At 63.2% G+C, this 20,687-nt stretch carries 20 protein-coding genes; 12 read left to right on the top strand and 8 right to left on the bottom strand.

Annotation, left to right across the window (positions count from 1 at the left end):
- The first annotated feature begins 5 nt into the window (after positions 1-5).
- Both EOB36_RS23945 and EOB36_RS23940 read left to right on the top strand, forming a co-directional pair.
- Positions 6-689, top strand: coding sequence for an HAD family hydrolase (locus tag EOB36_RS23945; RefSeq protein ID WP_127205549.1), 684 nt, complete (start codon positions 6-8; stop codon positions 687-689).
- Positions 686-2,272, top strand: coding sequence for an FGGY-family carbohydrate kinase (locus tag EOB36_RS23940; protein WP_127205548.1), 1,587 nt, complete (start codon positions 686-688; stop codon positions 2,270-2,272). The genes EOB36_RS23945 and EOB36_RS23940 overlap by 4 nt, the downstream gene beginning before the upstream one ends.
- Positions 2,273-2,297: 25 nt before the next feature.
- Here EOB36_RS23940 and EOB36_RS23935 read toward each other — a convergent pair whose 3' ends face one another.
- The gene (locus EOB36_RS23935; RefSeq protein WP_127205565.1) at positions 2,298-2,876 is read right to left on the bottom strand and encodes a histidine phosphatase family protein; all 579 of its coding nucleotides are present in this window, start codon (positions 2,874-2,876) and stop codon (positions 2,298-2,300) included.
- Between the two features lie 289 nt (positions 2,877-3,165).
- Between EOB36_RS23935 and EOB36_RS23930 the strand changes: the two genes are divergently transcribed.
- Positions 3,166-4,569 (top strand): MATE family efflux transporter, encoded by a 1,404-nt coding sequence (locus tag EOB36_RS23930; protein WP_095484583.1) that lies wholly within the window; start codon positions 3,166-3,168, stop codon positions 4,567-4,569.
- Between the two features lie 40 nt (positions 4,570-4,609).
- Here EOB36_RS23930 and EOB36_RS23925 read toward each other — a convergent pair whose 3' ends face one another.
- From EOB36_RS23925 to speB, 5 genes are all read right to left on the bottom strand, one after another.
- Positions 4,610-4,975, bottom strand: a complete 366-nt coding sequence (locus tag EOB36_RS23925) for a hypothetical protein (protein WP_095485083.1) — start codon at positions 4,973-4,975, stop codon at positions 4,610-4,612.
- Positions 4,976-5,102: 127 nt separating this feature from the next.
- Positions 5,103-5,750, bottom strand: a complete 648-nt coding sequence (locus EOB36_RS23920; RefSeq protein WP_095484582.1) for an amino acid ABC transporter permease — start codon at positions 5,748-5,750, stop codon at positions 5,103-5,105.
- On the bottom strand, positions 5,747-6,415 hold the full coding sequence (locus EOB36_RS23915; protein WP_127206635.1) for an amino acid ABC transporter permease: 669 nt from the start codon (positions 6,413-6,415) through the stop codon (positions 5,747-5,749). Before EOB36_RS23915 ends, EOB36_RS23920 begins: the two co-directional genes overlap by 4 nt.
- A 20-nt stretch (positions 6,416-6,435) precedes the next feature.
- A complete protein-coding gene (locus EOB36_RS23910) occupies positions 6,436-7,239 on the bottom strand; it encodes a transporter substrate-binding domain-containing protein (RefSeq protein ID WP_095484580.1) in 804 nt (267 codons plus the stop codon).
- Positions 7,240-7,326: 87 nt separating this feature from the next.
- Positions 7,327-8,388 carry an agmatinase gene (gene speB, locus EOB36_RS23905; RefSeq protein ID WP_127206636.1) on the bottom strand — a complete coding sequence of 354 codons (1,062 nt, stop codon included), beginning with the start codon at positions 8,386-8,388 and terminating at the stop codon, positions 7,327-7,329.
- A 235-nt stretch (positions 8,389-8,623) separates the two neighbouring features.
- Between speB and gcvA the strand changes: the two genes are divergently transcribed.
- The 5 genes from gcvA to EOB36_RS23875 all read left to right on the top strand — a co-directional run bounded on the left by gcvA (position 8,624) and on the right by EOB36_RS23875 (position 13,876).
- Entirely contained in the window at positions 8,624-9,598 is a 975-nt protein-coding gene (gcvA, locus tag EOB36_RS23900; RefSeq protein ID WP_126104087.1) for a transcriptional regulator GcvA, read from the top strand.
- A 136-nt stretch (positions 9,599-9,734) separates the two neighbouring features.
- Complete coding sequence (pncB, locus tag EOB36_RS23895) at positions 9,735-11,039, top strand: nicotinate phosphoribosyltransferase (protein ID WP_127291283.1); 1,305 nt, start codon at positions 9,735-9,737, stop codon at positions 11,037-11,039.
- 278 nt (positions 11,040-11,317) lie between these two features.
- Positions 11,318-12,514, top strand: coding sequence for a Tm-1-like ATP-binding domain-containing protein (locus EOB36_RS23885; protein WP_128285873.1), 1,197 nt, complete (start codon positions 11,318-11,320; stop codon positions 12,512-12,514).
- 11 nt (positions 12,515-12,525) lie between these two features.
- Complete coding sequence (locus EOB36_RS23880; RefSeq protein ID WP_128285872.1) at positions 12,526-13,452, top strand: phosphoenolpyruvate hydrolase family protein; 927 nt, start codon at positions 12,526-12,528, stop codon at positions 13,450-13,452.
- Positions 13,453-13,456: 4 nt separating this feature from the next.
- Complete coding sequence (locus EOB36_RS23875; protein ID WP_128285871.1) at positions 13,457-13,876, top strand: cupin domain-containing protein; 420 nt, start codon at positions 13,457-13,459, stop codon at positions 13,874-13,876.
- Between the two features lie 20 nt (positions 13,877-13,896).
- Here the strand turns inward: EOB36_RS23875 and EOB36_RS23870 are convergent, their stop codons facing one another.
- Both EOB36_RS23870 and EOB36_RS23865 read right to left on the bottom strand, forming a co-directional pair.
- Complete coding sequence (locus EOB36_RS23870; RefSeq protein WP_128285870.1) at positions 13,897-14,214, bottom strand: hypothetical protein; 318 nt, start codon at positions 14,212-14,214, stop codon at positions 13,897-13,899.
- A 140-nt stretch (positions 14,215-14,354) separates the two neighbouring features.
- Positions 14,355-15,545: a Xaa-Pro peptidase family protein gene (locus EOB36_RS23865; RefSeq protein WP_128285869.1), complete on the bottom strand. Its 1,191-nt coding sequence runs from the start codon at positions 15,543-15,545 to the stop codon at positions 14,355-14,357.
- 378 nt (positions 15,546-15,923) lie between these two features.
- Here EOB36_RS23865 and EOB36_RS23860 point away from each other — a divergent pair, with 378 nt between their 5' ends.
- The 4 genes from EOB36_RS23860 (at position 15,924) to EOB36_RS23840 (ending at position 20,640) form a co-directional block, all read left to right on the top strand.
- Positions 15,924-17,534 carry an ABC transporter substrate-binding protein gene (locus EOB36_RS23860; RefSeq protein ID WP_128285868.1) on the top strand — a complete coding sequence of 537 codons (1,611 nt, stop codon included), beginning with the start codon at positions 15,924-15,926 and terminating at the stop codon, positions 17,532-17,534.
- A 276-nt stretch (positions 17,535-17,810) separates the two neighbouring features.
- A complete protein-coding gene (locus tag EOB36_RS23850) occupies positions 17,811-18,797 on the top strand; it encodes an ABC transporter permease (RefSeq protein WP_128285867.1) in 987 nt (328 codons plus the stop codon).
- A complete protein-coding gene (locus EOB36_RS23845) occupies positions 18,794-19,624 on the top strand; it encodes an ABC transporter permease (protein ID WP_128285866.1) in 831 nt (276 codons plus the stop codon). Before EOB36_RS23850 ends, EOB36_RS23845 begins: the two co-directional genes overlap by 4 nt.
- The gene (locus EOB36_RS23840) at positions 19,621-20,640 is read left to right on the top strand and encodes an ABC transporter ATP-binding protein (RefSeq protein ID WP_164897599.1); all 1,020 of its coding nucleotides are present in this window, start codon (positions 19,621-19,623) and stop codon (positions 20,638-20,640) included. The genes EOB36_RS23845 and EOB36_RS23840 overlap by 4 nt, the downstream gene beginning before the upstream one ends.
- Positions 20,641-20,687: the final 47 nt, after the last annotated feature.

The following is a 20,687-nucleotide window of genomic DNA, read 5'->3' as shown; positions in this document are numbered from 1 at the left end:
CTGCAATGACGCCTGATCTGGTCATCTTCGACTGCGACGGCGTGCTGGTCGATAGCGAGACACTGTCCGTCGCGGCGCTGCTTGGCATGATCACGCTTGCCGGCGGCACGATCAGCGAGGAGATCGCCTATGAGCATTTTCTCGGCAAGAGCATGAAAAGCGTTCGCGAAATTCTTCTTAGCGACTTCGGGATTGATATCACCGACCAGCATCTGACCGGGATGCGTGTCGAGCTGATGCGCAAGTTTCGCGAGGAGCTGAAGCCGATCCCCGGCATCGGGCAGGTTCTGCCGAGGCTCGGGCTGCCATGCTGCGTCGCTTCCTCCGGCACGCTGGACCGCATCCGTTATGCGCTCGACGTCACCGGGCTGCTCGAGCTCTTGGAGCCGCATCTGTTCAGCGCCGCCATGGTCGCGCGGGGCAAGCCGGCGCCGGACCTTTTTCTCCACGCAGCCGCCAAAATGGGAGCAATCCCGCAAAATTGTCTGGTCATCGAGGACAGCCCCGCCGGCATCGAAGCGGCGCGGGCTGCAGGCATGCGCGTCCTTGCCTTCACCGGCGGCTCACATACTGGCAACCCGGCACTGAAAGCGCGGCTTGCGTCGAGTGAGCCGGACTTTATATTCGCTGACATGCTGCAATTGCCTGATCTGATTGCAGGCCTGGGAGCGAGAGCAGGAACACCTTGACGAAAAGTTTCGTTTGCGCGGTCGATGTCGGCACCGGGAGCGCCCGCGCGGGCATTCTCGACACCGGAGGCACCTTGCTCGGTCGCGCCGAGCACCCGATCGTCATGAACCGGCCGAAGGCCGATCACGCCGAACACGATTCGCGGGATATCTGGTCGGCGGTCTGCATTGCGGTGCGCGCCGCCCGCGAAAAGGCCGGCGTGGCGCCGGAGAATATCGTCGGCATCTCCTTCGATGCCACCTGCTCGCTCGTGGTGCGGGGCAGGGATGGTGGCCAGCTCAGCGTGTCGGTGTCAGGCGAAAGGCGCTGGGACACCGTCGTCTGGCTCGATCACCGCGCCATTGCCGAGGCGGATGAATGCACCGAAAGCGGCCATGCCGTGCTCGACTATATCGGCGGCGTCATGTCGCCGGAAATGGCAACGCCGAAGCTGATGTGGCTGAAGCGCAACCTGCCCGGAACATGGAATGAAGCCGGCTATTTATTCGACCTCACCGACTTTCTCACCTGGAAGGCGACCGGCTCGCTCGCCCGTTCGCAGTGCACGCTGACCGCCAAGTGGACCTATCTGGCGCATGAGGAAACCGGCTGGCGGCGCAGCTTCTTCGAAGCCGTCGGCCTTGGCGACCTTTTCGAGCATGGCAATCTGCCTGACAAGGCCAGCCCGGTCGGCACCGATATCGGCCGGCTGAGCGCGGAAGCTGCAGCTGAGCTTGGCCTGACCGAAAAATGCCGGGTCGGCGCCGGCGTCATTGATGCCTATGCCGGCGCTCTCGGGGTCCTCGGTGGCTTTGCCGGCGATGAAACCAACATCGGCCGCCATCTGGCGCTGATCGCCGGCACGTCGAGCTGCGTCATGGCGATGTCACCCGATCCGCAACCCTTTGCCGGAGTCTGGGGCCCTTACTATGGGGCGGGCCTTCCCAAGCTTTGGCTGTCGGAAGGCGGTCAATCGGCGACCGGCGCGCTGCTCGACCACATCATCCGCTGGCATGGCGCCGGCGGTGAGCCGGACGCCGCCATGCACGCCAGGATCGCCCGGCGTGTCGCCGAACTGCGTGCCATAGAGGGCGAGAATCTTGCCGGAAGGCTGCATGTGCTGCCGGATTTCCACGGCAACCGCTCGCCGCTCGCCGATCCGCATGCGGTCGGCGTCATCAGCGGACTGACGCTGGATTCCTCCTTCGACAGCCTGTGCAAGCTCTATTGGCGCACCGCCGTCGGCATCGCGCTGGGCGTGCGCCATGTGCTGGAGGCACTGAACGAGAACGGCTATCTGATCGACACGCTGCATGTCACCGGCGGGCACACCAAGAACCCGCTGCTGATGGAGCTTTACGCCGACGCCACCGGCTGCACGGTGGTCGAGCCGCTGGCCGACGAGGCGGTGCTGCTCGGCACCGGCATGGTTGCGGCCACCGCCGCCGGGCTTTTCCCTGATCTGAACGCCGCTTGCGTCGCCATGCAGCAGGGCGGCAGGAAGCGGGCGTCGAATCCGGCTGCCGCCGGCCGGTTCGATCGCGACTACCGCGTGTTTTTGGAGATGCATCGGCAGAGGCAGGCGCTGGACGCGATCAGATAGGCTCGAACAGCCTGCAATGCGTATGCTATCTCTGGTTCCAGCGCCGGATAATTGGTTCGCCGAGGTCGTGCTCGTAGCCGAGCACGCTTATGCTGGCGGTATCCAGGACGAGGAGGGCGCCGTCTTGCGGCGGCAGGCCGAGCCAGCGCGCGGCCAGCACCCGCAGGAAATGAGCGCTTGAGAAAACCAGGACATTGCCGCCGACCTCGCGCAGTTGGTTGACGATCCGGTCCGCCCTCGCGCCGACATCCTGCGCCGCTTCGCCGCTTGGGCAGCCGTCGCGAAAGAGACGCCAGCCTGGACGCTCGATGAGGATCTGCTTGGTGGTCAGGCCCTCGTAAGCGCCGTAATCCCATTCCGCCAGATCGGCCAGCTTCACGCAGGCCGAGCCGAAGCCGGCCAGCGTGCAAGTCTTGAAGGCGCGCTGAGACGGGCTCGACCAGACAGCCTGGAACGAAAGGCCCTGCAACCGCTCAGCGATCCGCCCGGCCGCCTCCTCGCCGGCAGGCGTCAACGGTATGTCGGTCAGGCCGGTGTGCTTTCCGGAGGCGCTCCATTCCGTCTCGCCATGCCGAACCAGATAGATTTCGAGAAACGCGCTCATCCGCATGCCTTTCGATGAAATCTGTACGCCGCCTGCCGGTGTCGGATTGGCCACAACGCAAACTATAGTGGCTTCCATGCTTTCTCCAATAGGCGCGCCAATAGGCATGATTGAGACCTCTGCGACTTTGCTGGCTTAACCCTTCCCCGCGTCAGCCTCTTGCCATAGCTGCCCATTTCGTAGACAAGCCATGCGGTTAATGCGGAATCCGGGCCGATCACGGCCATTTTCCGCGCTGAGACGTGGCTTCCGGCTTTAGCCGACGCGCCGCAATCGGATAGGCGAAAAAATGTCTGCGATCGAAGCCGGCGCTCGCGCGCCGGAAAACCTTTGGCGTCAGGAAATCAGGGCGACGCTGGCGCTCGCCTGGCCGATGGTGCTCACCAATCTCGGCCAGACCGCGATGACTGCCACCGACGTCATGATGATGGGACGGCTGGGTCCGGACACGCTGGCCAGCGGCGCCCTCGGCGCCAACCTCTATTTCATGCCGCTGATCTTCGGGCTCGGCCTGATGCTGGCGACCTCGCCAATGATCGCCACCGAGCTCGGCCGCCGTCGTCATTCGGTGCGCGACCTACGCCGCACCGTGCGCCAGGGCCTGTGGCTGGCGATCCTCATCTGCATTCCGATCTGGATCTTTCTCTGGCACGGCGAGGCCGTGTTGCTGGCCATGGGCCAGGAGCCGGCGCTCGCGCATCAGGCCGGCATCTACCTGCGCTGGCTCGAATGGGCGGTGCTGCCCTTCTACGGGTACATCGTCCTGCGCTCGTTCATCTCGGCGCTGGAGCGGCCGGGCTGGGCGCTGGTCATCGTCTTCGTTGCCGTCGCCTGCAACGCCCTCTTCAACTGGGTGTTCATGTTCGGCAATCTCGGCATTCCTTCGATGGGTATTGCCGGCTCCGGCCTCGCCACCACGCTGTCGAGCATGCTGATGTTCGTCGGCATGGCGGCGGTGGTGATGCTTGAGCCGAAGTTTCGCCGCTACCGTCTGTTCGGGCGCTTCTGGCGGGCCGACTGGCCGCGCTTCAAGGGCCTGCTGCGGCTCGGCCTGCCGATCGCCGGCCTCCTGGCGTTCGAGGTGACGATCTTCAATGCTGCGGCGCTTCTCATGGGCCTGATCGATGCGGACTCGCTCGCGGCGCATGCCATTGCCATCCAGATCGCATCGATCTCCTTCATGGTGCCGCTTGGCCTGAACCAGGCGGCGACGGTGCGCGTCGGGCTGGCCCATGGCGCCAGCGATGCGGAAGGTGTCTCCCGCGCCGGCTGGACCGCCTTTGTCATCGGCGTCTCCTTCATGGCGCTGATGGGATTGGCGATGATCCTGTGGCCGCAATTGCTGATCAGCGCTTTCATCGACCTCGGTAACCCGGCCAATGCCAGGGTGATCGGGCTTGCCGTGTCGTTCCTGGCCTTTGCCGCGCTGTTCCAGATTTTCGACGGAGCGCAGGCCGTGGCCGCCGGCATGCTGCGCGGCCTGCACGACACCACGGTGCCGATGATCTATGCCGCGATCGGCTATTGGGGCATCGGCCTGCCGCTCGGCGTGCTGCTGGCCTTCCATTCCGGGCTCAACGGCGTCGGCATCTGGATCGGCCTGTCGTTGGGATTGGCGGTGGTGGCGGCGCTGCTTTTGGCGCGCTGGCTGCGGCGGGACAGGATCGCGCCGCCGATCTCCTTTGGGCATTGATGAAAGCGGCACCGTCACGAAGGAGCGCGGGTCGTGACGTCTATGGGTATTTCGTCTGATTTGCACTCGCGGCCTGGGGGCTTAAATCGCGTTGCAACTCCGTTGGCAGTGGAAGACTTGAGCACCGCAGGTGCACCTCGCGGGCGAACAATTTTCGTTGCTTCTGCTGGTGCTCCTTGATGGCTGCTGCGAGCCCTAATCCGTACGGGCCAAGAAAGACGCCGGTCCCCCAACCCGGCTGCTTTTTTTCGCGAGCGTCGTAGTCCGAGGCCTCCATGCGGGCTTGCTGGCATCCCGGCGACGCCCATTTCTGGTCTTGCTTCGAAAGCGACGCTCCATAGTCGACCGGAGAGATCGCGCATCCGGCCACCGTCGCTGCCAACGCGACGAACATTGCAATTCTCATCCCCAAGCCCTTCCTAAAGTATGTGGAGAGTACACAGAACTCTTCTTCCAACAAGGAGATAGCTCCGAAGAGGTGACCGGAAACACGGTTAAGGAGGCATCCGAGCGCTAGTCGCAGAACCGGCGTCCTAGTTTTTAGTTGCCCGTCGTTCAAGCGAACGTGCGTATTGCGTCAGCGGGAAGCACATGATGAAGAAGATCAAAGCGACCAGCCCATACACGGTGAACGGCTCGAAGGTCGCATTGTTGATGGCGTTGGATGTCCTGACCAGTTCCTCGAAACCGATGATTGAGGTCAGCGCGGTCGACTTGATCAACTGCACCAGGAAACCGACGGTCGGCGCGCGGGTGATAGAAAACGCCTGCGGCAGGATGATCAGCCTGAGTTCCTGCAGATAATGAAGGCCGAGGCTGGCGCCCGCATCCCACTGGCCGCGCGGCAGCGCATCGACGCCGCCGCGCCAGATTTCGGCGAGATAGGCGCTGGCGAAGAAGGTGAGACCAAATGCGGCGGCGGTCCACGGTTCGATACGCAAGCCCAGCATCGGCAGGCCAAAGAACATCAGGAAGAGCTGCATGAGCAGCGGCGTTCCCTGGAAAAGCGCGATGTAGCCCGAAGCCATTCGCCGGCTCCACTTGTTCTTGGCGATGCGGAAGAACAGCACGACCATGCCGACCACGCCGCCGCCGACGAAGGCCGCCAATGACAGAAGCACCGTCCAGCGGGCGGCGAGCAGAAGGTTGCGAACGATATCCCAGAAGGTGAATTCGATCATGACACGCCGGCTCCCAGAGCGCGGCGGCCGCCGCTGACCAGCAGCCGGCGCAGCCCCATCGACAGGACGAGATAGACCATTGTCACCACGAAATAGGTCTCGAAAGCGCGGAAGGTGCGCGCCTGCAGCATGTCGGCCTCGTAGGTCAGCTCACGCACCGCGATCTGCGACACGACGGCGGACTCCAGCATCATGATGACGATCTGGCTGGTCAACGCCGGAAAGATCACCTTGAGCGCCTGCGGCAGCACGATCTTGACGAAGACCTGGCGCGGCCGGAGGCCAAGCGCCAGGGCCGCTTCCGTCTGCCCACGCGGCACGGCGTCGAGCCCGGCGCCGACGATCTCGATCGTGTAGGCCGCCATATTAAGCGTCATCGCCAGCATGGCGGCCAGCACCGGATCGAGCCTTATGCCGATGCTGGGCAGCCCAAAGAAGATGAAGAACAGCTGCACCAGGAACGGCGTGTTCCTGATAATTTCGACATAGACGCCGATCGCCCGCTTGAGCAGCAGGGGGCCGTTTCGCCGCCCCGCCGCGCCGAGGATGCTGAGGAACGTTCCCGCGAGCGTGGTCACGGCGATCAAGAGGATCGTCGTGGCCGCCCCTCGCGCGATCGCGCCTGTCGCATCGGCAAGCCAGCCGAAGTCGAGGCTGTAGCCCATGATAGGTCCTGACCTAGGAATCAATCCTTGAGGTTGTCGGGATTGAGCGGCGTCTTGAGCCAGGCCTTCGAGCTTTCGTCCAGCTTGCCGTCGGCCAGCATCTTGGCGATCGCGTCGTTGACGGCCTGCTTCAGGCGGTCCTCGTTCTTGTTGAGGCCGATATGCGAGGGTGAGGTGAGGAGCTGGAACTTCTGCTCCGGCTTCAGCGCCTCTTGGCGGGCGAGCACCTGAGCGCCGACGTCGTTGCCGACGACCATCAGCTGGGTCTGGCCCGAGATGAAGGCCTGGATGACGGAATTATAGTTGTCGAAACGGCGGATATCGGCCGAGGCGGGTGCTGCCTCGGTAAGCGACGTATCTTCCAGCGTGCCGCGGTTGACGGCGATCGACTTGTCGGCGAGGTCGTCCTTGCCTTCGACCTTGAGCGCGGCCGGGCCAATCACGGCGATATAATAGGGTGCATAGGCGGCGGCGAAATCGATCACCTGCTCACGCTCCTTGGAGTAGCCGACGCTCATCAGGATATCGACGCGCTTGTCGGTAAGATACGGGATGCGGTTCTGGCCGGTCACGCTGACCAAATTGAGCTTGACCTTGAGCTGGTCGGCGATGAACTGCGCCACGTCGATGTCATAGCCTTTGATGCTCATATCGGCACTGGCCGAGGAGAAGGGCGGAAAGTCGGAGAAAATGCCGACATTGATGGCGCCGGCCTTGGTGATGTCATCGACCGCGTCGGCATTGGCGGCTTGGGTGGCGAGACCAAAACCGGCGAGCATCAGCGCGGCGGCGATGGATGATTTGATCTTCATTTGAAATGTCATTGTCGTTCCCCTGCTGGAAGCTTGTTTGTTTGACTGCGGCCGCCGGCTCCAGCGCGGCGGTCGCCTTGGATTCGGTGTCGGGCTCCCTCAGGCTCCCTTGCCTGTTATCGCCGGGCTGAAGACCATCAGGCTGAGGATCTCGAACAGCACCTGCGCGCCGGCATGTGCGGTGTTGGTGGTTGCGTCATATTGCGGCGCCACCTCGACGACGTCGCCGCCGACGATGTTGAGGCCCTTCAGGCCGCGCAGCAGTTCAAGCACTTCCCGCGTCGTCAGCCCGCCGACCTCCGGCGTGCCGGTGCCCGGCGCGAAGGCCGGATCGACGCTGTCGATGTCGAAGGACACATAGGTCGGCCCGTCGCCGACGATCTTTCGCGCCTTCTCGATGATGGCGGGGACGCCGAGGCCGGTCACCTCTTCGGCATGCACGACGGTCATGCCGGATTCGTAGGTGAACTCCCACAGATATTCGGCCGAGCCGCGGATGCCGATCTGGATGGTGCGGGTCGGGTCGAGCACGCCGTCCAGCACCGCGTTGCGGAACGGCCCGCCATGATGGAACTTGGTCATGTCGAACAGGCCGCTGGTGTCGCAATGGGCGTCGATGTGGATCATGCCGACCGGCGCCTTTTTGCCGACGGCCTTCAGGATCGGATGGCTGATCGAATGATCGCCGCCGACCGAAAGCGGAATGACGCCGGCGTCGACGATCTGGTTGGTGCGGCGCTCGATGTCGTCATGGCTGGTTTCCAGCCGGTAGCGGCTCTGGAACGGCACGTCGCCGATGTCGGCCACCTTCAGCTCATGCGTCGGGGCGCATTCCAGCACATGATTGTATGGCCCGATGCGCTCGATGGCGCGCAGCGCCCTTGGCCCGAAGCGGGCCCCGGGCCGGTTGGTGACGCCGAGGTCCATCGGCACGCCGATCATCGCCACCTGCAGATCGCCGAAATCCGGATTGTCGGCGGCAATTTGCCGGTAGGGCGCGGCGAGGAAGGTCGGGATGCCGGAATAGGGCGCCAGCCGCGTGCCGCTCTTGGAAAAGATTTTGTCGGCGACCTTCCGGAATTTCGGGTCGAACATCTCGCCGCCATGGCTTTCGCCATATTTGCGACGCAACGCTTCGAGCTTGCCGCTGTTATAACCCATGTCGGTCCTCCATGGCTGGCGCAGTGCGGCCATCAATGACGGTCGCCATCCCGCCGGCTGCCTGCGCATTTCAGGTCTTGATACTGTTCCCGGGCAAAGTGTCTTGTAGCCGCATTGAAAAATCAATTGATATTGTTAGGGTCTTCGCTGTGAGGAAATCTCACATCAATGTTGAGCACGACCTTGTCCGAAAACCGGGTCCCACTTCTCGGGATCGTGCTCCAGCGGGAATCTGATGGCCAAGCGTCTGCCACCTTTGAATCCGCTGCGGGCCTTCGAGGCGACGGCGCGTCACGCCTCGCTGACCAAGGCGGCAGCTGAGTTGAACGTCACCCATGGCGCCATCAGCCATCAGATCAAGGCGCTCGAACAATCGCTTGGCGTCAAGCTGTTCGAGCGCGCCGGTCAGCGGGTGAAGCTGACGCCACACGGCGCCGAATTGCTGCCGGCAGTGTCGACCGCCTTCGACGGCATCGCTGCCGCCACGCAGCGCATGACCAGGCCGGCGAGCACCGGCGCCTTGTCGGTGTCTTGTGTGCCGGCGCTGCTGCTGCTGTGGATGATCCCGCGGCTCGGCAGCTTCACCTCGCAATACCCTGATATCAGGCTGACGCTGATCCCATCCAATGACGCCAAGGACATCCGCGCGCCGCATATCGACATCTGCGTGCACTATGGCGACGGCAGCTGGACCGATTGCTGGATGCGCAAATGGTCGGGCCTCGAACTGTTCCCAGTGGTCAGTCCGACGCTGATCAACAACCGTCCGATCCGCACCGTGCGCGATCTCGCCGATCATGTCTTCCTGCATGGCGACGACGGTCGCGAGTGGCACACCTGGCTGGCCGCCGCCGACGCGCTGGACCTGGAGCGCGGCCGCCGCCATCATCTCGGCGACGCGCGCATGGCGAGCGAGGCTGCGGTTCATGGTCATGGCGTGGCGCTTGGCGATACAGTGACGGCAAGCGGGCTGCTCGCCAGGGGGCTGCTTGTCGCGCCGTTCAGCCTGTCGGTGCCGGCGGTCGACGATTTCTACGTCGTCTGTCGCAACGAGATGAGGTCGGCGCCGATCGTGCAGCTGTTCATCGACTGGCTGTTTGCCGAAAAGGAGCAGGCTGACGGCCGTGCCGATGCGCCAGTGGCGGGCCGCATCGGCATCCGCAGGAAGCGCCCGGCGCTGCGAGTGGTCGGCGCCAAGACCGCGTCCTGAGGCTGCAATTGCCGAAGCCGCATACATGCCGCAGGCTCTCTTTTTGTCGGGCCAGCCCGCAAAGCGGGAGGCGCATTCAAAAATTCAATGCTAAGAGGCTTCCGCAGGAAGCGAGCAGTGAAGGCGGCATCGAGACATGACTAAGACCGATATAGCGCGGCGCGTCTACAACCACACCTGGAAGCTCGACCCGATCGTCCGCAGCCTGCTCGACACCGATTTCTACAAGCTGCTGATGCTGCAGATGATCTGGGGCATGTATCCCAAGGTCGATGCCACCTTCTCACTGATCAATCGCACCACCTCGGTCCGCCTTGCCGACGAGATCGACGAGGCGGAACTGCGTGATCAACTCGACCATGCCCGCACCTTGCGTTTCTCGAAGAAGGAGATGATCTGGCTTGGCGGCAACACCTTCTATGGCCGCAAGCAGATATTCGAGCCGGAGTTCCTCGCCTGGCTCGAAGATTTCCAGCTGCCGGAATACGAGCTTTCCAAGCGCGATGGCCAGTACGAATTGAGCTTCAGCGGCCCGTGGATGTACACGACGCTGTGGGAGATCCCGGCGCTCGCCATCATCAACGAACTTCGTTCACGCGCGGCCATGCGGGCGTTCGGGCCCTTCGCGCTCGACGTGCTCTATGCCCGCGCCAAGGCCAAGATGTGGGCCAAGACCGAGCGGCTGAAAGCGCTGCCCGATATCCGCATTTCGGATTTCGGCACACGCCGCCGCCATTCCTTCCTGTGGCAGCGCTGGTGCGTCGAAGCGCTCAAGGAAGGCATCGGCGAGGCTTTCACCGGCACCTCCAACGTGCTGCTCGCCATGGACAACGACCTCGAAGCGCTCGGCACCAACGCGCATGAGCTGCCGATGGTGTTCGCCGCGCTCGCCAATTCGGAAAAGGAATTGAAACAGTCGCCCTACAAGGTGCTGCAGGACTGGCAGCGCTATTATGGCGGCAATTTGCTGATCGTGCTGCCGGACACCTTCGGCACCGCGGCGTTCCTGCGTGATGCGCCGGAGTGGATCGCCGACTGGACCGGTTTTCGCCCCGACAGCGCGCCGCCGATCGAAGGCGGCGAAAAGATCCTTTCCTGGTGGCGCGAAAAGGGCAAGGACCCCAGGCAGAAGCTGCTGATCTTCTCCGACGGGCTCGAGGTCGAGACCATCGAGGAAACCTACCGCCATTTCCACGGCAAGGTGCGCATGTCGTTCGGCTGGGGCACCAACCTGACCAATGATTTCGAGGGTTGCGCGCCGACCGAGACCAACCGGCTCGACGCCATCTCGCTGGTCTGCAAGGTCACCGAGGCCAATGGCCGCCCGGCGGTCAAGCTCTCCGACAACCCGGCCAAGGCGACCGGCGACGAGAAGGAGATCGAGCGTTACATCAGGATCTTTGGCGAGAAAGACCGCGTGGAGCAGCTGGTCAAGGTGTGAGGGTGAGGGGGCTGACAAGACGGAATTCTCCGAAAGCATGAGTTCCTTCGCGCCCCCCTCTGTCCTGCCGGACATCTCCCCCACGAGGGGGGAGATTGGCTGTCATCTGCACCTTCGCCAATCTCCAACATCGCATGGAAGGCGCCGATCGAGCGAACTGCCGATCTCCCCCCAAGTGGGGGAGATGTCCGGCAGGACAGAGGGGGGCGCCGTAGAGCACTCCGTTCTCATGTACTGAACGCGGCCACCGTTCAGCCAGCCCCCAGGGAGGCACGCCCATGAAGCGCGTCTATGTGGTGGGCACCGCCGACACCAAGGGTGAGGAACTAGCTTTTCTGGCCGATGCGGTCGCTGCCACCGGTGCTGCTGTCGCCCGTGTCGATGTCGGAACGCACGATGCCACCGTGCCGGTCGATGTCCCGGCCGAAGAGGTCGCCGGCCACCATCCCGGTGGCAGCAGTGCCGTGTTGGGCATCGACGACCGCGGCACCGCGGTCGCGGCAATGGCCATCGCCTTGACCCGGTTTATCCAATCGCGCACCGATATATCAGGTGTGATCGGCATCGGCGGTGGTGGCGGCACTTCGATCATCACATCAGGCATGCGCGCTCTGCCGCTCGGCCTGCCCAAGATCATGGTCTCGACGCTCGCCTCGGGCGACACCGCGCCTTACGTCGATGTCTCCGACATCGTCATGATGCCGTCGGTGACCGACATGGCCGGCCTGAACCGGCTTTCTCGTGTCGTGCTGCACAATGCCGCCCAGGCGATATCAGGCATGGCTGCAAAACCGGCGGCGCCGCCCGACGGCAAGCCGTCGATCGGGCTCACCATGTTCGGCGTCACCACGCCATGCGTGACTTCCATCGCCGAGCAGCTTCGCTCGACCTATGACTGCCTGGTCTTCCACGCCACCGGCACCGGCGGCCGCACCATGGAAAAGCTGGCCGACAGCGGCTTGCTGTCCGGTGTCATCGACATCACCACGACCGAGGTCTGCGACCTCTTGTTCGGCGGCGTGCTGCCTGCAACCGAAGACCGCTTCGGCGCGATCGCCCGCACGAGGCTGCCCTATGTCGGCTCGGTCGGCGCGCTCGACATGGTGAATTTCTGGGCGCCGCCGACCATTCCGGAACGCTACAGCGGGCGGCTGTTTTACGAGCACAATCCGAACGTGACGCTGATGCGCACGACCCCTGAGGAAAGCCGCAAGATCGGCGAATGGATCGGCGCAAGACTGAGCCTTTGCGAGGGTCCAATCCGGTTCCTCATTCCCGAAAAGGGCATCTCGGCGCTCGATATCGAAGGCGGCGCTTTCTTCGACCCCGAGGCCGATGCAGCACTCTTCGAGGCCATCGAGCGCACGATCATGCCGAACAGCATGCGCCGAGTGACGCGCCTGCCGCTGCACATCAACGATCCCGAATTCGCCCAGGCGGCAACAGCGGCCTTTCTCGACATCGCCGGACAGTGAGAGAAGAAAACATGGCCGCCATACCGCGCAAGAAAATCCTGGAAAAATTCCGCAAGATGATTGCCGGCGGCGTGCCGATCGTCGGCGGCGGCGCCGGCACCGGCCTGTCGGCCAAGGCCGAGGAGGCCGGCGGCATCGACCTGATCATCATCTACAACTCCGGCCGCTACCGCATGGCCGGCCGCGGCTCGGCCGCCGGCCTGCTCGCCTATGGCAACGCCAATGAGATCGTCAAGGAAATGGCCTACGAGGTGCTGCCGGTGGTCAAGAAGACGCCGGTGCTGGCCGGCGTCAACGGCACCGATCCCTTCGTCATCATGCCGCTGCTGCTGGCGGAGTTGAAAACGATGGGCTTCTCCGGGGTGCAGAACTTTCCGACCATCGGCCTGTTCGACGGCCAGATGCGCCAGAGTTTTGAGGAAACCGGCATGGGCTTCGGGCTCGAGGTCGACATGATCGCCGCAGCACACGAGCTCGACCTCCTGACCACACCCTATGTGTTCAACCCCGACGAGGCGCGCGCCATGACCAAGGCCGGCGCCGACATCGTTGTCGCCCATATGGGGGTGACCACCGGCGGCTCGATTGGCGCGACGTCGGCCAAGTCGCTGGACGACTGCGTGACGGAGATCAACGCGATCGCAGCCGCTGCGCGGTCGGTGCGCAAGGACGTTATCCTGCTTTGCCATGGCGGGCCGATCTCGATGCCGGACGACGCCCGATACATCCTCGAACGCTGCAAGGGCCTGCATGGCTTCTATGGCGCGAGCTCCATGGAACGGCTGCCGGCAGAAGCGGCGATCGCCAGGCAGACCACCGATTTCAAGGCCGTCACGCTCGAGCATCGGACCCAAAAGTGGGAACCGGTTTTGGGAAAATCCGATGCGCAAACAAAAAAAAGCGGTGCCAAAACGACTGCGAAGAAAAAGAAGGGATGAGACGATGACCGACAAAAGCAAGGTGTTTGTCTATCCGAAGGATGTCAGCGCCTTCGGCTTCGACTGGGGCAGGCTCTCGCTGACGGTGGCGCCCGAGGTGAACGGCGCGACGCGCTTTTCGGGCGGCGTCGTCGACCTTCCATCCGGCAAGGGCCACACGCGCCACAACCATCCGGGCGCTGAGGAGATCATCTTCGTCATATCGGGCAATGGCGAGCAGATGGTCGAGGACGAGAACGGCAATCCAGTTGTTGCGAAGGTCGGCCCCGGCTGCACCATCTATGTGCCGGAAAGCCGCTTCCACTCAACGCTGAACACCGGCGATGCGCCCATGCAGCTCTTCGTCGTCTATTCGCCAGCCGGACCGGAACTGGCGCTGCGCGACCTGCCGGATTTCAGGCTGTTGCCGGCGGGCAGGAAATGACCCAAGCCGACCTTGATCTTCTATCTATCGACGCGAGGCGCAGTCAAAAGACTGTAAGTCAGATTCCAAATCAGTTCCGCAATCTCACCGGCTTCGTCATCAGAGAGTTGCTTCACGGTTGCCGGCACGCGACCCTCGTCCGAATCTTTAGGCGTAATTTTCGTGAGACGGTCCATGATCTCCTTGTATACTTTGGAAAGTTCCGAGGTGCGAAAATCGCTTTCCTTGATCGGATGAAAGGACATATAGGCGCCGAGCAACCGCGTTCTGATATCTCCATTCCCTACGAGGGTGGACGTGGCGGTCACAAATTTCTCACGGGCGTAATCCTGGCTCAATATCGTTTCTCCTTAAGTTTAAACTATCGATAGATCGCATGTAGGACGGTGAGCGTCCATTTCAATAGCAGTTTTGCTAATTTTGAAATATCCGCAAACATAAGCGCGCCACATATATTTTGATTATTGAGATTTCAGCTCTATCGGATATCACCCCGGTTCCAACCCCTGCCCCGGTCGCCGAACATCACATACCCTGTGTCGGTGACGGCCACCGTGTCCTCCAGCTTGATGAAGCCGCGCGTCGGGTGGAGCATCGTCGTCTCGACCGAGAGCACCATGTTTTTCTCCAGCGGCTTTTCGGCGTAAGTGCCTTCATATGTCACCGGATGGTTGGTCATCAGGAACGGCGCTTCATGCGTGATCAATCCCATGCCATGGGCAAAGAAATCGGTATACGGCGCGACCTTCGACGCTTTCAGCACGCCCTCGGCATAGGAAATCATATCGCCGCCAAGCATGCCCGCGCGCACCTTGGAAAAGGCAGCCTGCTGCACCGTCTCGACCTCGGCCAGCAAATCCTCCAGTTCAGCGTCCGGCTCGCCTAAGATGCCCATGCGACAGAGGTCACCGATATAGCCGTGATAATTGCCGCCGGAATCGATCGACATCACCTCGCCCTTTTTCCACGCCTGTGGTGAGCCGGCGCGGTTATGGCTGGCGCCGAGCGTCAGCAGGCAATACTCGAAATGCGCGCCGCGATTGGTCTCCTCGCGCCTGAGCTGCTCGATGATCTCGGTCTTGGTCGTGCCTTCGCGTGCCCAGGCAATGGTTGCCAGCATGGAATCGGTGATCAGTTCGGAGGCGATGCGCAGCTTCTCCAGCTCAGCTTCCGTCTTGATGGCACGCATCCGCTCCAGCATATCAGTCGCGTCGATCAGCTTGGCGTCCGGCAACGCCTTGCGGATCAGGGTGTAGGCATCCGACGGCAGGAAAGCCGGCTCGATGCCGATGCGGGCGTTGCCCTTGCCGATTTTCGTCAGGTGCTCAACCGCAAGATTGGCAGCGTCGAGCGTGCCCCAGCAGGCGGCGTGCAAGGTCGGCGTCCAGAACGGGTGGTTCTGGTGCTCGCCGCCTTCCATGCGGTTGCCGATATAGGCCGCATGCTCAGGCCCAGCCTTCTCGTAGACGACAACAGGCAGATAGCGGCTGTGGCCGATCGCATCCATGGCGGCGAAGAAGATGAACTTATAGCCGCCAAGCAGATATTGGGTGTTGTGCTTGGAGGTGGCGAGCAGCACATCGATGCCGGCCTCCTCCATCAGCCGATCGACCCTGGCATGATCGAACGGAATGGTGCCGACGGCATTCTTGCCCGGGGCGACGTTCATCTTTCTCTCTCCCTGAATTCCCTGGCCGGCCGGTCGCATCGCCGGTTGTCTTGGTCACGATACTCCGGCTGTCGGACAAATCTGCACTACTTTGCCCAGTCTGGTCCAGCCAGAATAGGTGAAACGCCCGTTTCGGCACACTCCGTCGTCGTATATCGCGATGCCTAACCTGATCTGGTCCTACCAGATAAGCTCCAATGAACCGCTTCCCTGTAACTGGTCCAGCGGACGAAATTTTCAAAGCCACGCCAGGATGCGCCAATTCCCTCTCTGGCGAAACCCTCGGCAAGGCTCATAATCAGCCTTGCAAGGATGCCGTCCGGCGTCCGAGGGTATTGGCCCACCCGGCCGGGTGGCTGAGAGGGACGGAGTTCGATCATGTCAGATGTCACGATTTCCAGACGCACCGTGCTTGCGGGTTCGGCATCGCTTCTGGCTTCGACGGCGCTGCCGACCATCGGTCTGGCACAGACGCCCAGGAAAGGCGGGCGTCTGGTCGTCGCCGCCGATTCCGAGCCGCGCAACCTCAACCCGGCGATCGTCGCTTCCAACGGCGTGTTCTTCATCTCAAGCAAGATCGTGGAAACGCTGGCCGAGGCGTCCTTCGACGGCAAGGACGGGCTCGAACCACGCCTGGCGACAGGCTGGGAGGGCGCCGCCGACGGCCTGTCGGTGACATTCAAATTGCGCGAAGGCGTCAAATGGCATGACGGCAAGCCCTTCACGTCCGCCGACGTCGCCTTCTCAGCGCTGCAGATCTGGAAGCCGCTGCAGAATCTCGGCCGCACCGTGTTCAAGGACCTGGAGACCGTCGACACGCCCGACGAACTGACCGCGGTATTCAAATTCGCCAAGCCGACACCGTTCCAGTTGATCCGCAACGCCTTGCCGGCGCTGAGCAGCGTGGTGCCGAAGCACATCTACGAGACTGGAAAGATCGAAGAGAACCCGGCCAACAATGCGCCTGTCGGCACCGGCCCGTTCAAATTCGCCGAACACAAACCCGGCGAATATTATCGGCTGGAGAAGAATGCCGACTATTGGGGCAAGCACCAACCTTACCTCGACGAGATCATCTACCAGGTGCTGCCCGACCGCACTTCGGCGGCAAGCGCGCTTGAGGCCGAAGAGATCCAGCTCGCCGCCTTTTCCGCCGTGCCGCTGGCCGATCTCGACCGCATCTCCAAAGTGCCTGGCCTCAAGGTGATCACCAAGGGTTACGAGGGCCTGACCTACCAGCTCGTCGTCGAGATCAACCATCGCCGCAAGGAGCTGGCCGACCTCAAGGTGCGCCAGGCGATTGCCCACGCCATCGACAAGGATTTCGTCGTCAAGACAGTGTTCCTCGGCTACGCCGCCACAGCCACCGGCCCGGTGCCAAAGAACGATCCGCAGTTCTATACGGCCGACGTGCCGACCTATGCCTTCGACGTGGCCAAGGCCAACGCCCTGCTCGACGAAGCCGGCTACAGCAAAGGCGACGACGGCAAGCGCTTCTCGCTGAAACTGTTGCCGGCGCCCTACTTCAACGAAACCAAGCAGTTCGGCGACTATCTGCGCCAGGCGCTCGCCGCCATCGGCATTGACGCCCAGCTGGTCAACAACGACTCGGCCGCGCACATCAAGGCCGTCTACACCGACCACGCCTTCGACCTCGCGGTCGGGCCGCCGGTGTTCCGCGGCGATCCGGCGATCTCGACCACCATCCTGGTGCAGAGCGGCATTCCCGACGGGGTGCCTTTCTCCAACCAGGGCGGTTACAAGAACGCGGAGCTCGACGCCCTCATCGCCAAGGCGTCCGAGACGCTCGACACCAGTGCGCGGACGGAGCTCTACGAGGAGTTTCAGAAAAAGGTCGCAGCCGACCTGCCGCTGATCAACGTCGCCGAATGGAGCTTCATCAGCGTTATCAGAGACACGGTGGGGAATGTCGCCAACAACCCGCGCTGGGCGGTATCGAACTGGGCGGACACCTGGCTGGAGGGGTGAGCTGCGATTAATTGAGATTGACCTTCGCCAGTAGGTGAAGTTGGTAATGTCCGTGCTCGACGATACCCCCCTCTGTCCTGCCGGACATCTCCCCCTCAAGGGGGGAGATTGGCTTGCTTTGATGCCGGCCCTTCCCTTAGCGATGTTTGCGATTGGCGCTACGGCGAGTGACGGCCGATCTCCCCCCTTGAGGGGGAGATGTCCGGCAGGACAAAGGGGGGCGCCTAGGCACTGCGCATCCCAGGATCGGCACATCGCCAAGCAGCCGGCGCCGCCATGACCCGCGCCCTCATCCTCCTTCGCCGTCGCCTCGTCGGCAGCATCTTCGTGCTGCTGATTGTCGTCATCGGCACTTTCCTTTTGCTGGAATCCGCGCCCGGTGACGCGGTCGACGCCTATATCGCCTCGACCGGCGGCGACGCCGGCATGATCGAATTGCTGCGCCATCGCTGGGGCCTCGACCAGTCGGCGCTGACGCGGCTTGCGAACTACCTCTGGGCGCTGCTGCATCTCGACCTCGGCCAGTCCGTCACCTTCTCGCGGCCGATCCGCGAGGTGATCCTCGAACGCCTGCCCAACACGTTGCTTTTGATGGGCAGCGCCACCGCGCTCTCCTTCGGGCTCGGCTCGGCGCTCGGCATCTATGCCGGCGCCAGGCCCGGCAGCTTTCGCGACCGCTTCCTGTCGATCGGTTCACTGGCGCTCTATGCCGTGCCGGGCTTCTGGCTCGGGCTGGTGCTGATCATCGTCTTTGCCGTCGACCTGCGTTGGTTTCCGATCGGCGGCATCGAGAGCATCGCATCGGGCAAGACCGGCCTCGACCGCGCGATGGATATCGCCAGTCATCTCGTCCTGCCGGTGTCCGCACTCGGCTTTATCTATCTGGCACTTTATCTGCGCATGATGCGCGCCGGCATGGCCGAAGTCTGGCGGCAGGATTTTGTCCTCGCCGCTCGCGCCAAAGGCCTGTCCCGCCGCCGCATCGTGCTCGCCCACGTCGCCCGCAACGCGCTGTTGCCGCTGGTCACCATGCTCGGCCTGCAATCGGCCCAGATGCTGGGCGGCAGCGTCGTCATCGAGAGCGTCTTTTCGGTGCCCGGCCTTGGCCGGCTGGCGCAGGAAGCGGTGGCCGCGCGCGACACGCCGCTGCTGCTCGGCATCATTCTCACCAGCGCCGTTCTGGTCGTCATCATCAATCTTCTCGTCGACATCGCTTACACCGTCCTCGATCCGCGCGTCGGCGCCAGCGAGGCCAGTGCGTGAACCCGCTTCGCCGTTTTTTCCGCACGCCGGAAGCGCTCGCCGGCGCGATCATCCTGGCGGCGCTGTGCGCCATGGCGCTTGCCGCACCACTGTTCTTTCCCGGCGATCCGCAAGCCATTGCCGGGCCGGCATTGCTGCCACCCTTTCAGGACTGGTCGCTGCCGCTCGGCACCGACAGGCTCGGCCGCGATGTGCTGGCCGAGCTTTTCCACGGCGCCCGCACCTCGCTGGCGGTCGGGCTGGCGGCGGCAGCCACAGCCCTTGCCGTCGGCGCGATAGTCGGCACAGTGGCCGGCTTTGCCGGCGGCGGCGTCGACGAAGTGCTGATGCGTATCACCGACGCCATCCAGACCGTGCCGAGCTTCCTGCTGGCGCTGGCCTTCGTCAGCGTCGTCGGCCCATCGCTCGGTGTCGTCGTCGCGGCGATCGCGCTCGGTGCCTGGACGGGGCCAGCGCGTGTTGCCCGTGCAGAAGTGCTGTCGATCCGCGAGCGCGATTTTGTTGCTGGCGCCCGCGTCATCGGCATGCATCCGCTGGAGATCGCCTTTCGCGAAGTGCTGCCCAACGCATTGCCGCCGGTACTGGCATTGTCGTCGGTGATCGTCGCCGCCGCGATCCTCACAGAGGCGGCCCTTTCGTTTCTCGGCCTCGGCGACCCAAACCGCGTGACCTGGGGCGGCATGATCGCCGAAGGCCGCGCCGTGCTGCGCACCGCGCCTTTTTTGTCGATCATTCCCGGTGTAGCGCTCGTGCTGACCGTGCTCGGTGTCTATCTCGCCGGCGAAGGCGTCGTCGAGACGACAGCGGTGAGAAGGAGCCTGTCGTGACGGCGCTGCTTTCGATCCGCGATTTGACGGTGACCTATCGCCGCGATGGCAGCGAGGTGGCGGCGCTGAAACATGTCAGCCTCGATGTCGCCGCCGGCGAGCGCCTCGCCATCATCGGCGAGAGCGGCTCGGGCAAGAGCACGCTGGCGCTGGCCATTGCCGGGCTGCTGCCGGCTTCCGCCAGGATTGGCGGCCGTATTGACTGGTTTTTGCGATCGCCGTCATCCTGGGGCGCCAAGGCACCCCCCTCTGTCCTGCCGGACATCTCCCCCTCAAGGGGGGAGATTGCGCTCTCATCTCCGCCTTCGCCGATCTCCAAGGTTGCAGGAAGGGACCCAACAGCGAAACTGCTAATCTCCCCCCTTGAGGGGGAGATGTCCGGCAGGACAGAGGGGGGCCTCATGGAACGCAAAGCTCAAAAATCCGTCGCCAAACCCACCCACAGCCCCCTCGGTGGCCGCGACATCGGCTTCGTCTTCCAGGACCCGTCGGCCAGCCTCGATCCGGTGATGGCGGTCGGCGAGCAGATCGCGGAAGTCGCGCACGCGCATCTCGGCCTTACCTGGTCGCAATCCTATGCCAGGGCAAAAACCCTGCTTGAACGCGTCCGGCTGCCCGATCCAGACGCCGGTTTGCGCGCCTTTCCGCACCAGCTTTCCGGTGGCCAGAAGCAGCGCGTGGCAATCGCCGCAGCGATTGCGGCCGGTCCGAAACTGCTGATCGCCGATGAGGCGACCAGCGCGCTCGACACCATCGTGCAGGCCGAGATTGTCGCCCTGATCCGGCAATTGGTAGCCGAGGACGGCATGACGCTGCTGTTCGTCAGCCACGACATCGCGCTGGCCGCCGAGCTGGCTGAGCGCATCGCCGTGTTCCGGCACGGCGAGCTGGTCGAGCTCGGCGCGACGGCGCAGATCATCGCTAGCCCGCGCCACGCCTACACAAGAGCGCTGCTCGACGCCCATCTCGGCCTCGACGCCGAACCGTTGTTGGAGCGGGCAGGAGCGTCGAGGTGAGCAGTCCATTGCTGGCCGTTTCCGGCCTGACCAAACGATATCGTCGC

The organism is Mesorhizobium sp. M6A.T.Cr.TU.017.01.1.1, from assembly GCF_004023115.1.
Taxonomy (GTDB): Bacteria; Pseudomonadota; Alphaproteobacteria; order Rhizobiales; family Rhizobiaceae; genus Mesorhizobium; species Mesorhizobium mediterraneum.
Note: the sequence above shows the minus strand (reverse complement) of the source record. Positions and strands in the feature narration are given on the sequence as shown.

What these genes read in the sequence shown, in the direction of transcription:
- gcvA (WP_126104087.1), top strand. Translation starts at nt 8,624, where the DNA reads ATGGCCAAGCGTCTGCCACCTTTGAATCCGCTGCGGGCCTTCGAGGCG.
- pncB (WP_127291283.1), top strand. Translation starts at nt 9,735, where the DNA reads ATGACTAAGACCGATATAGCGCGGCGCGTCTACAACCACACCTGGAAG.
- EOB36_RS23920 (WP_095484582.1), bottom strand. Translation starts at nt 5,750, where the DNA reads ATGATCGAATTCACCTTCTGGGATATCGTTCGCAACCTTCTGCTCGCC.
- EOB36_RS23925 (WP_095485083.1), bottom strand. Translation starts at nt 4,975, where the DNA reads ATGAGAATTGCAATGTTCGTCGCGTTGGCAGCGACGGTGGCCGGATGC.
- EOB36_RS23865 (WP_128285869.1), bottom strand. Translation starts at nt 15,545, where the DNA reads ATGAACGTCGCCCCGGGCAAGAATGCCGTCGGCACCATTCCGTTCGAT.
- EOB36_RS23860 (WP_128285868.1), top strand. Translation starts at nt 15,924, where the DNA reads ATGTCAGATGTCACGATTTCCAGACGCACCGTGCTTGCGGGTTCGGCA.
- EOB36_RS23935 (WP_127205565.1), bottom strand. Translation starts at nt 2,876, where the DNA reads ATGAGCGCGTTTCTCGAAATCTATCTGGTTCGGCATGGCGAGACGGAA.
- EOB36_RS23915 (WP_127206635.1), bottom strand. Translation starts at nt 6,415, where the DNA reads ATGGGCTACAGCCTCGACTTCGGCTGGCTTGCCGATGCGACAGGCGCG.
- EOB36_RS23850 (WP_128285867.1), top strand. Translation starts at nt 17,811, where the DNA reads ATGACCCGCGCCCTCATCCTCCTTCGCCGTCGCCTCGTCGGCAGCATC.
- EOB36_RS23945 (WP_127205549.1), top strand. Translation starts at nt 6, where the DNA reads ATGACGCCTGATCTGGTCATCTTCGACTGCGACGGCGTGCTGGTCGAT.
- EOB36_RS23880 (WP_128285872.1), top strand. Translation starts at nt 12,526, where the DNA reads ATGGCCGCCATACCGCGCAAGAAAATCCTGGAAAAATTCCGCAAGATG.
- EOB36_RS23930 (WP_095484583.1), top strand. Translation starts at nt 3,166, where the DNA reads ATGTCTGCGATCGAAGCCGGCGCTCGCGCGCCGGAAAACCTTTGGCGT.
- EOB36_RS23875 (WP_128285871.1), top strand. Translation starts at nt 13,457, where the DNA reads ATGACCGACAAAAGCAAGGTGTTTGTCTATCCGAAGGATGTCAGCGCC.
- speB (WP_127206636.1), bottom strand. Translation starts at nt 8,388, where the DNA reads ATGGGTTATAACAGCGGCAAGCTCGAAGCGTTGCGTCGCAAATATGGC.
- EOB36_RS23885 (WP_128285873.1), top strand. Translation starts at nt 11,318, where the DNA reads ATGAAGCGCGTCTATGTGGTGGGCACCGCCGACACCAAGGGTGAGGAA.
- EOB36_RS23910 (WP_095484580.1), bottom strand. Translation starts at nt 7,239, where the DNA reads ATGACATTTCAAATGAAGATCAAATCATCCATCGCCGCCGCGCTGATG.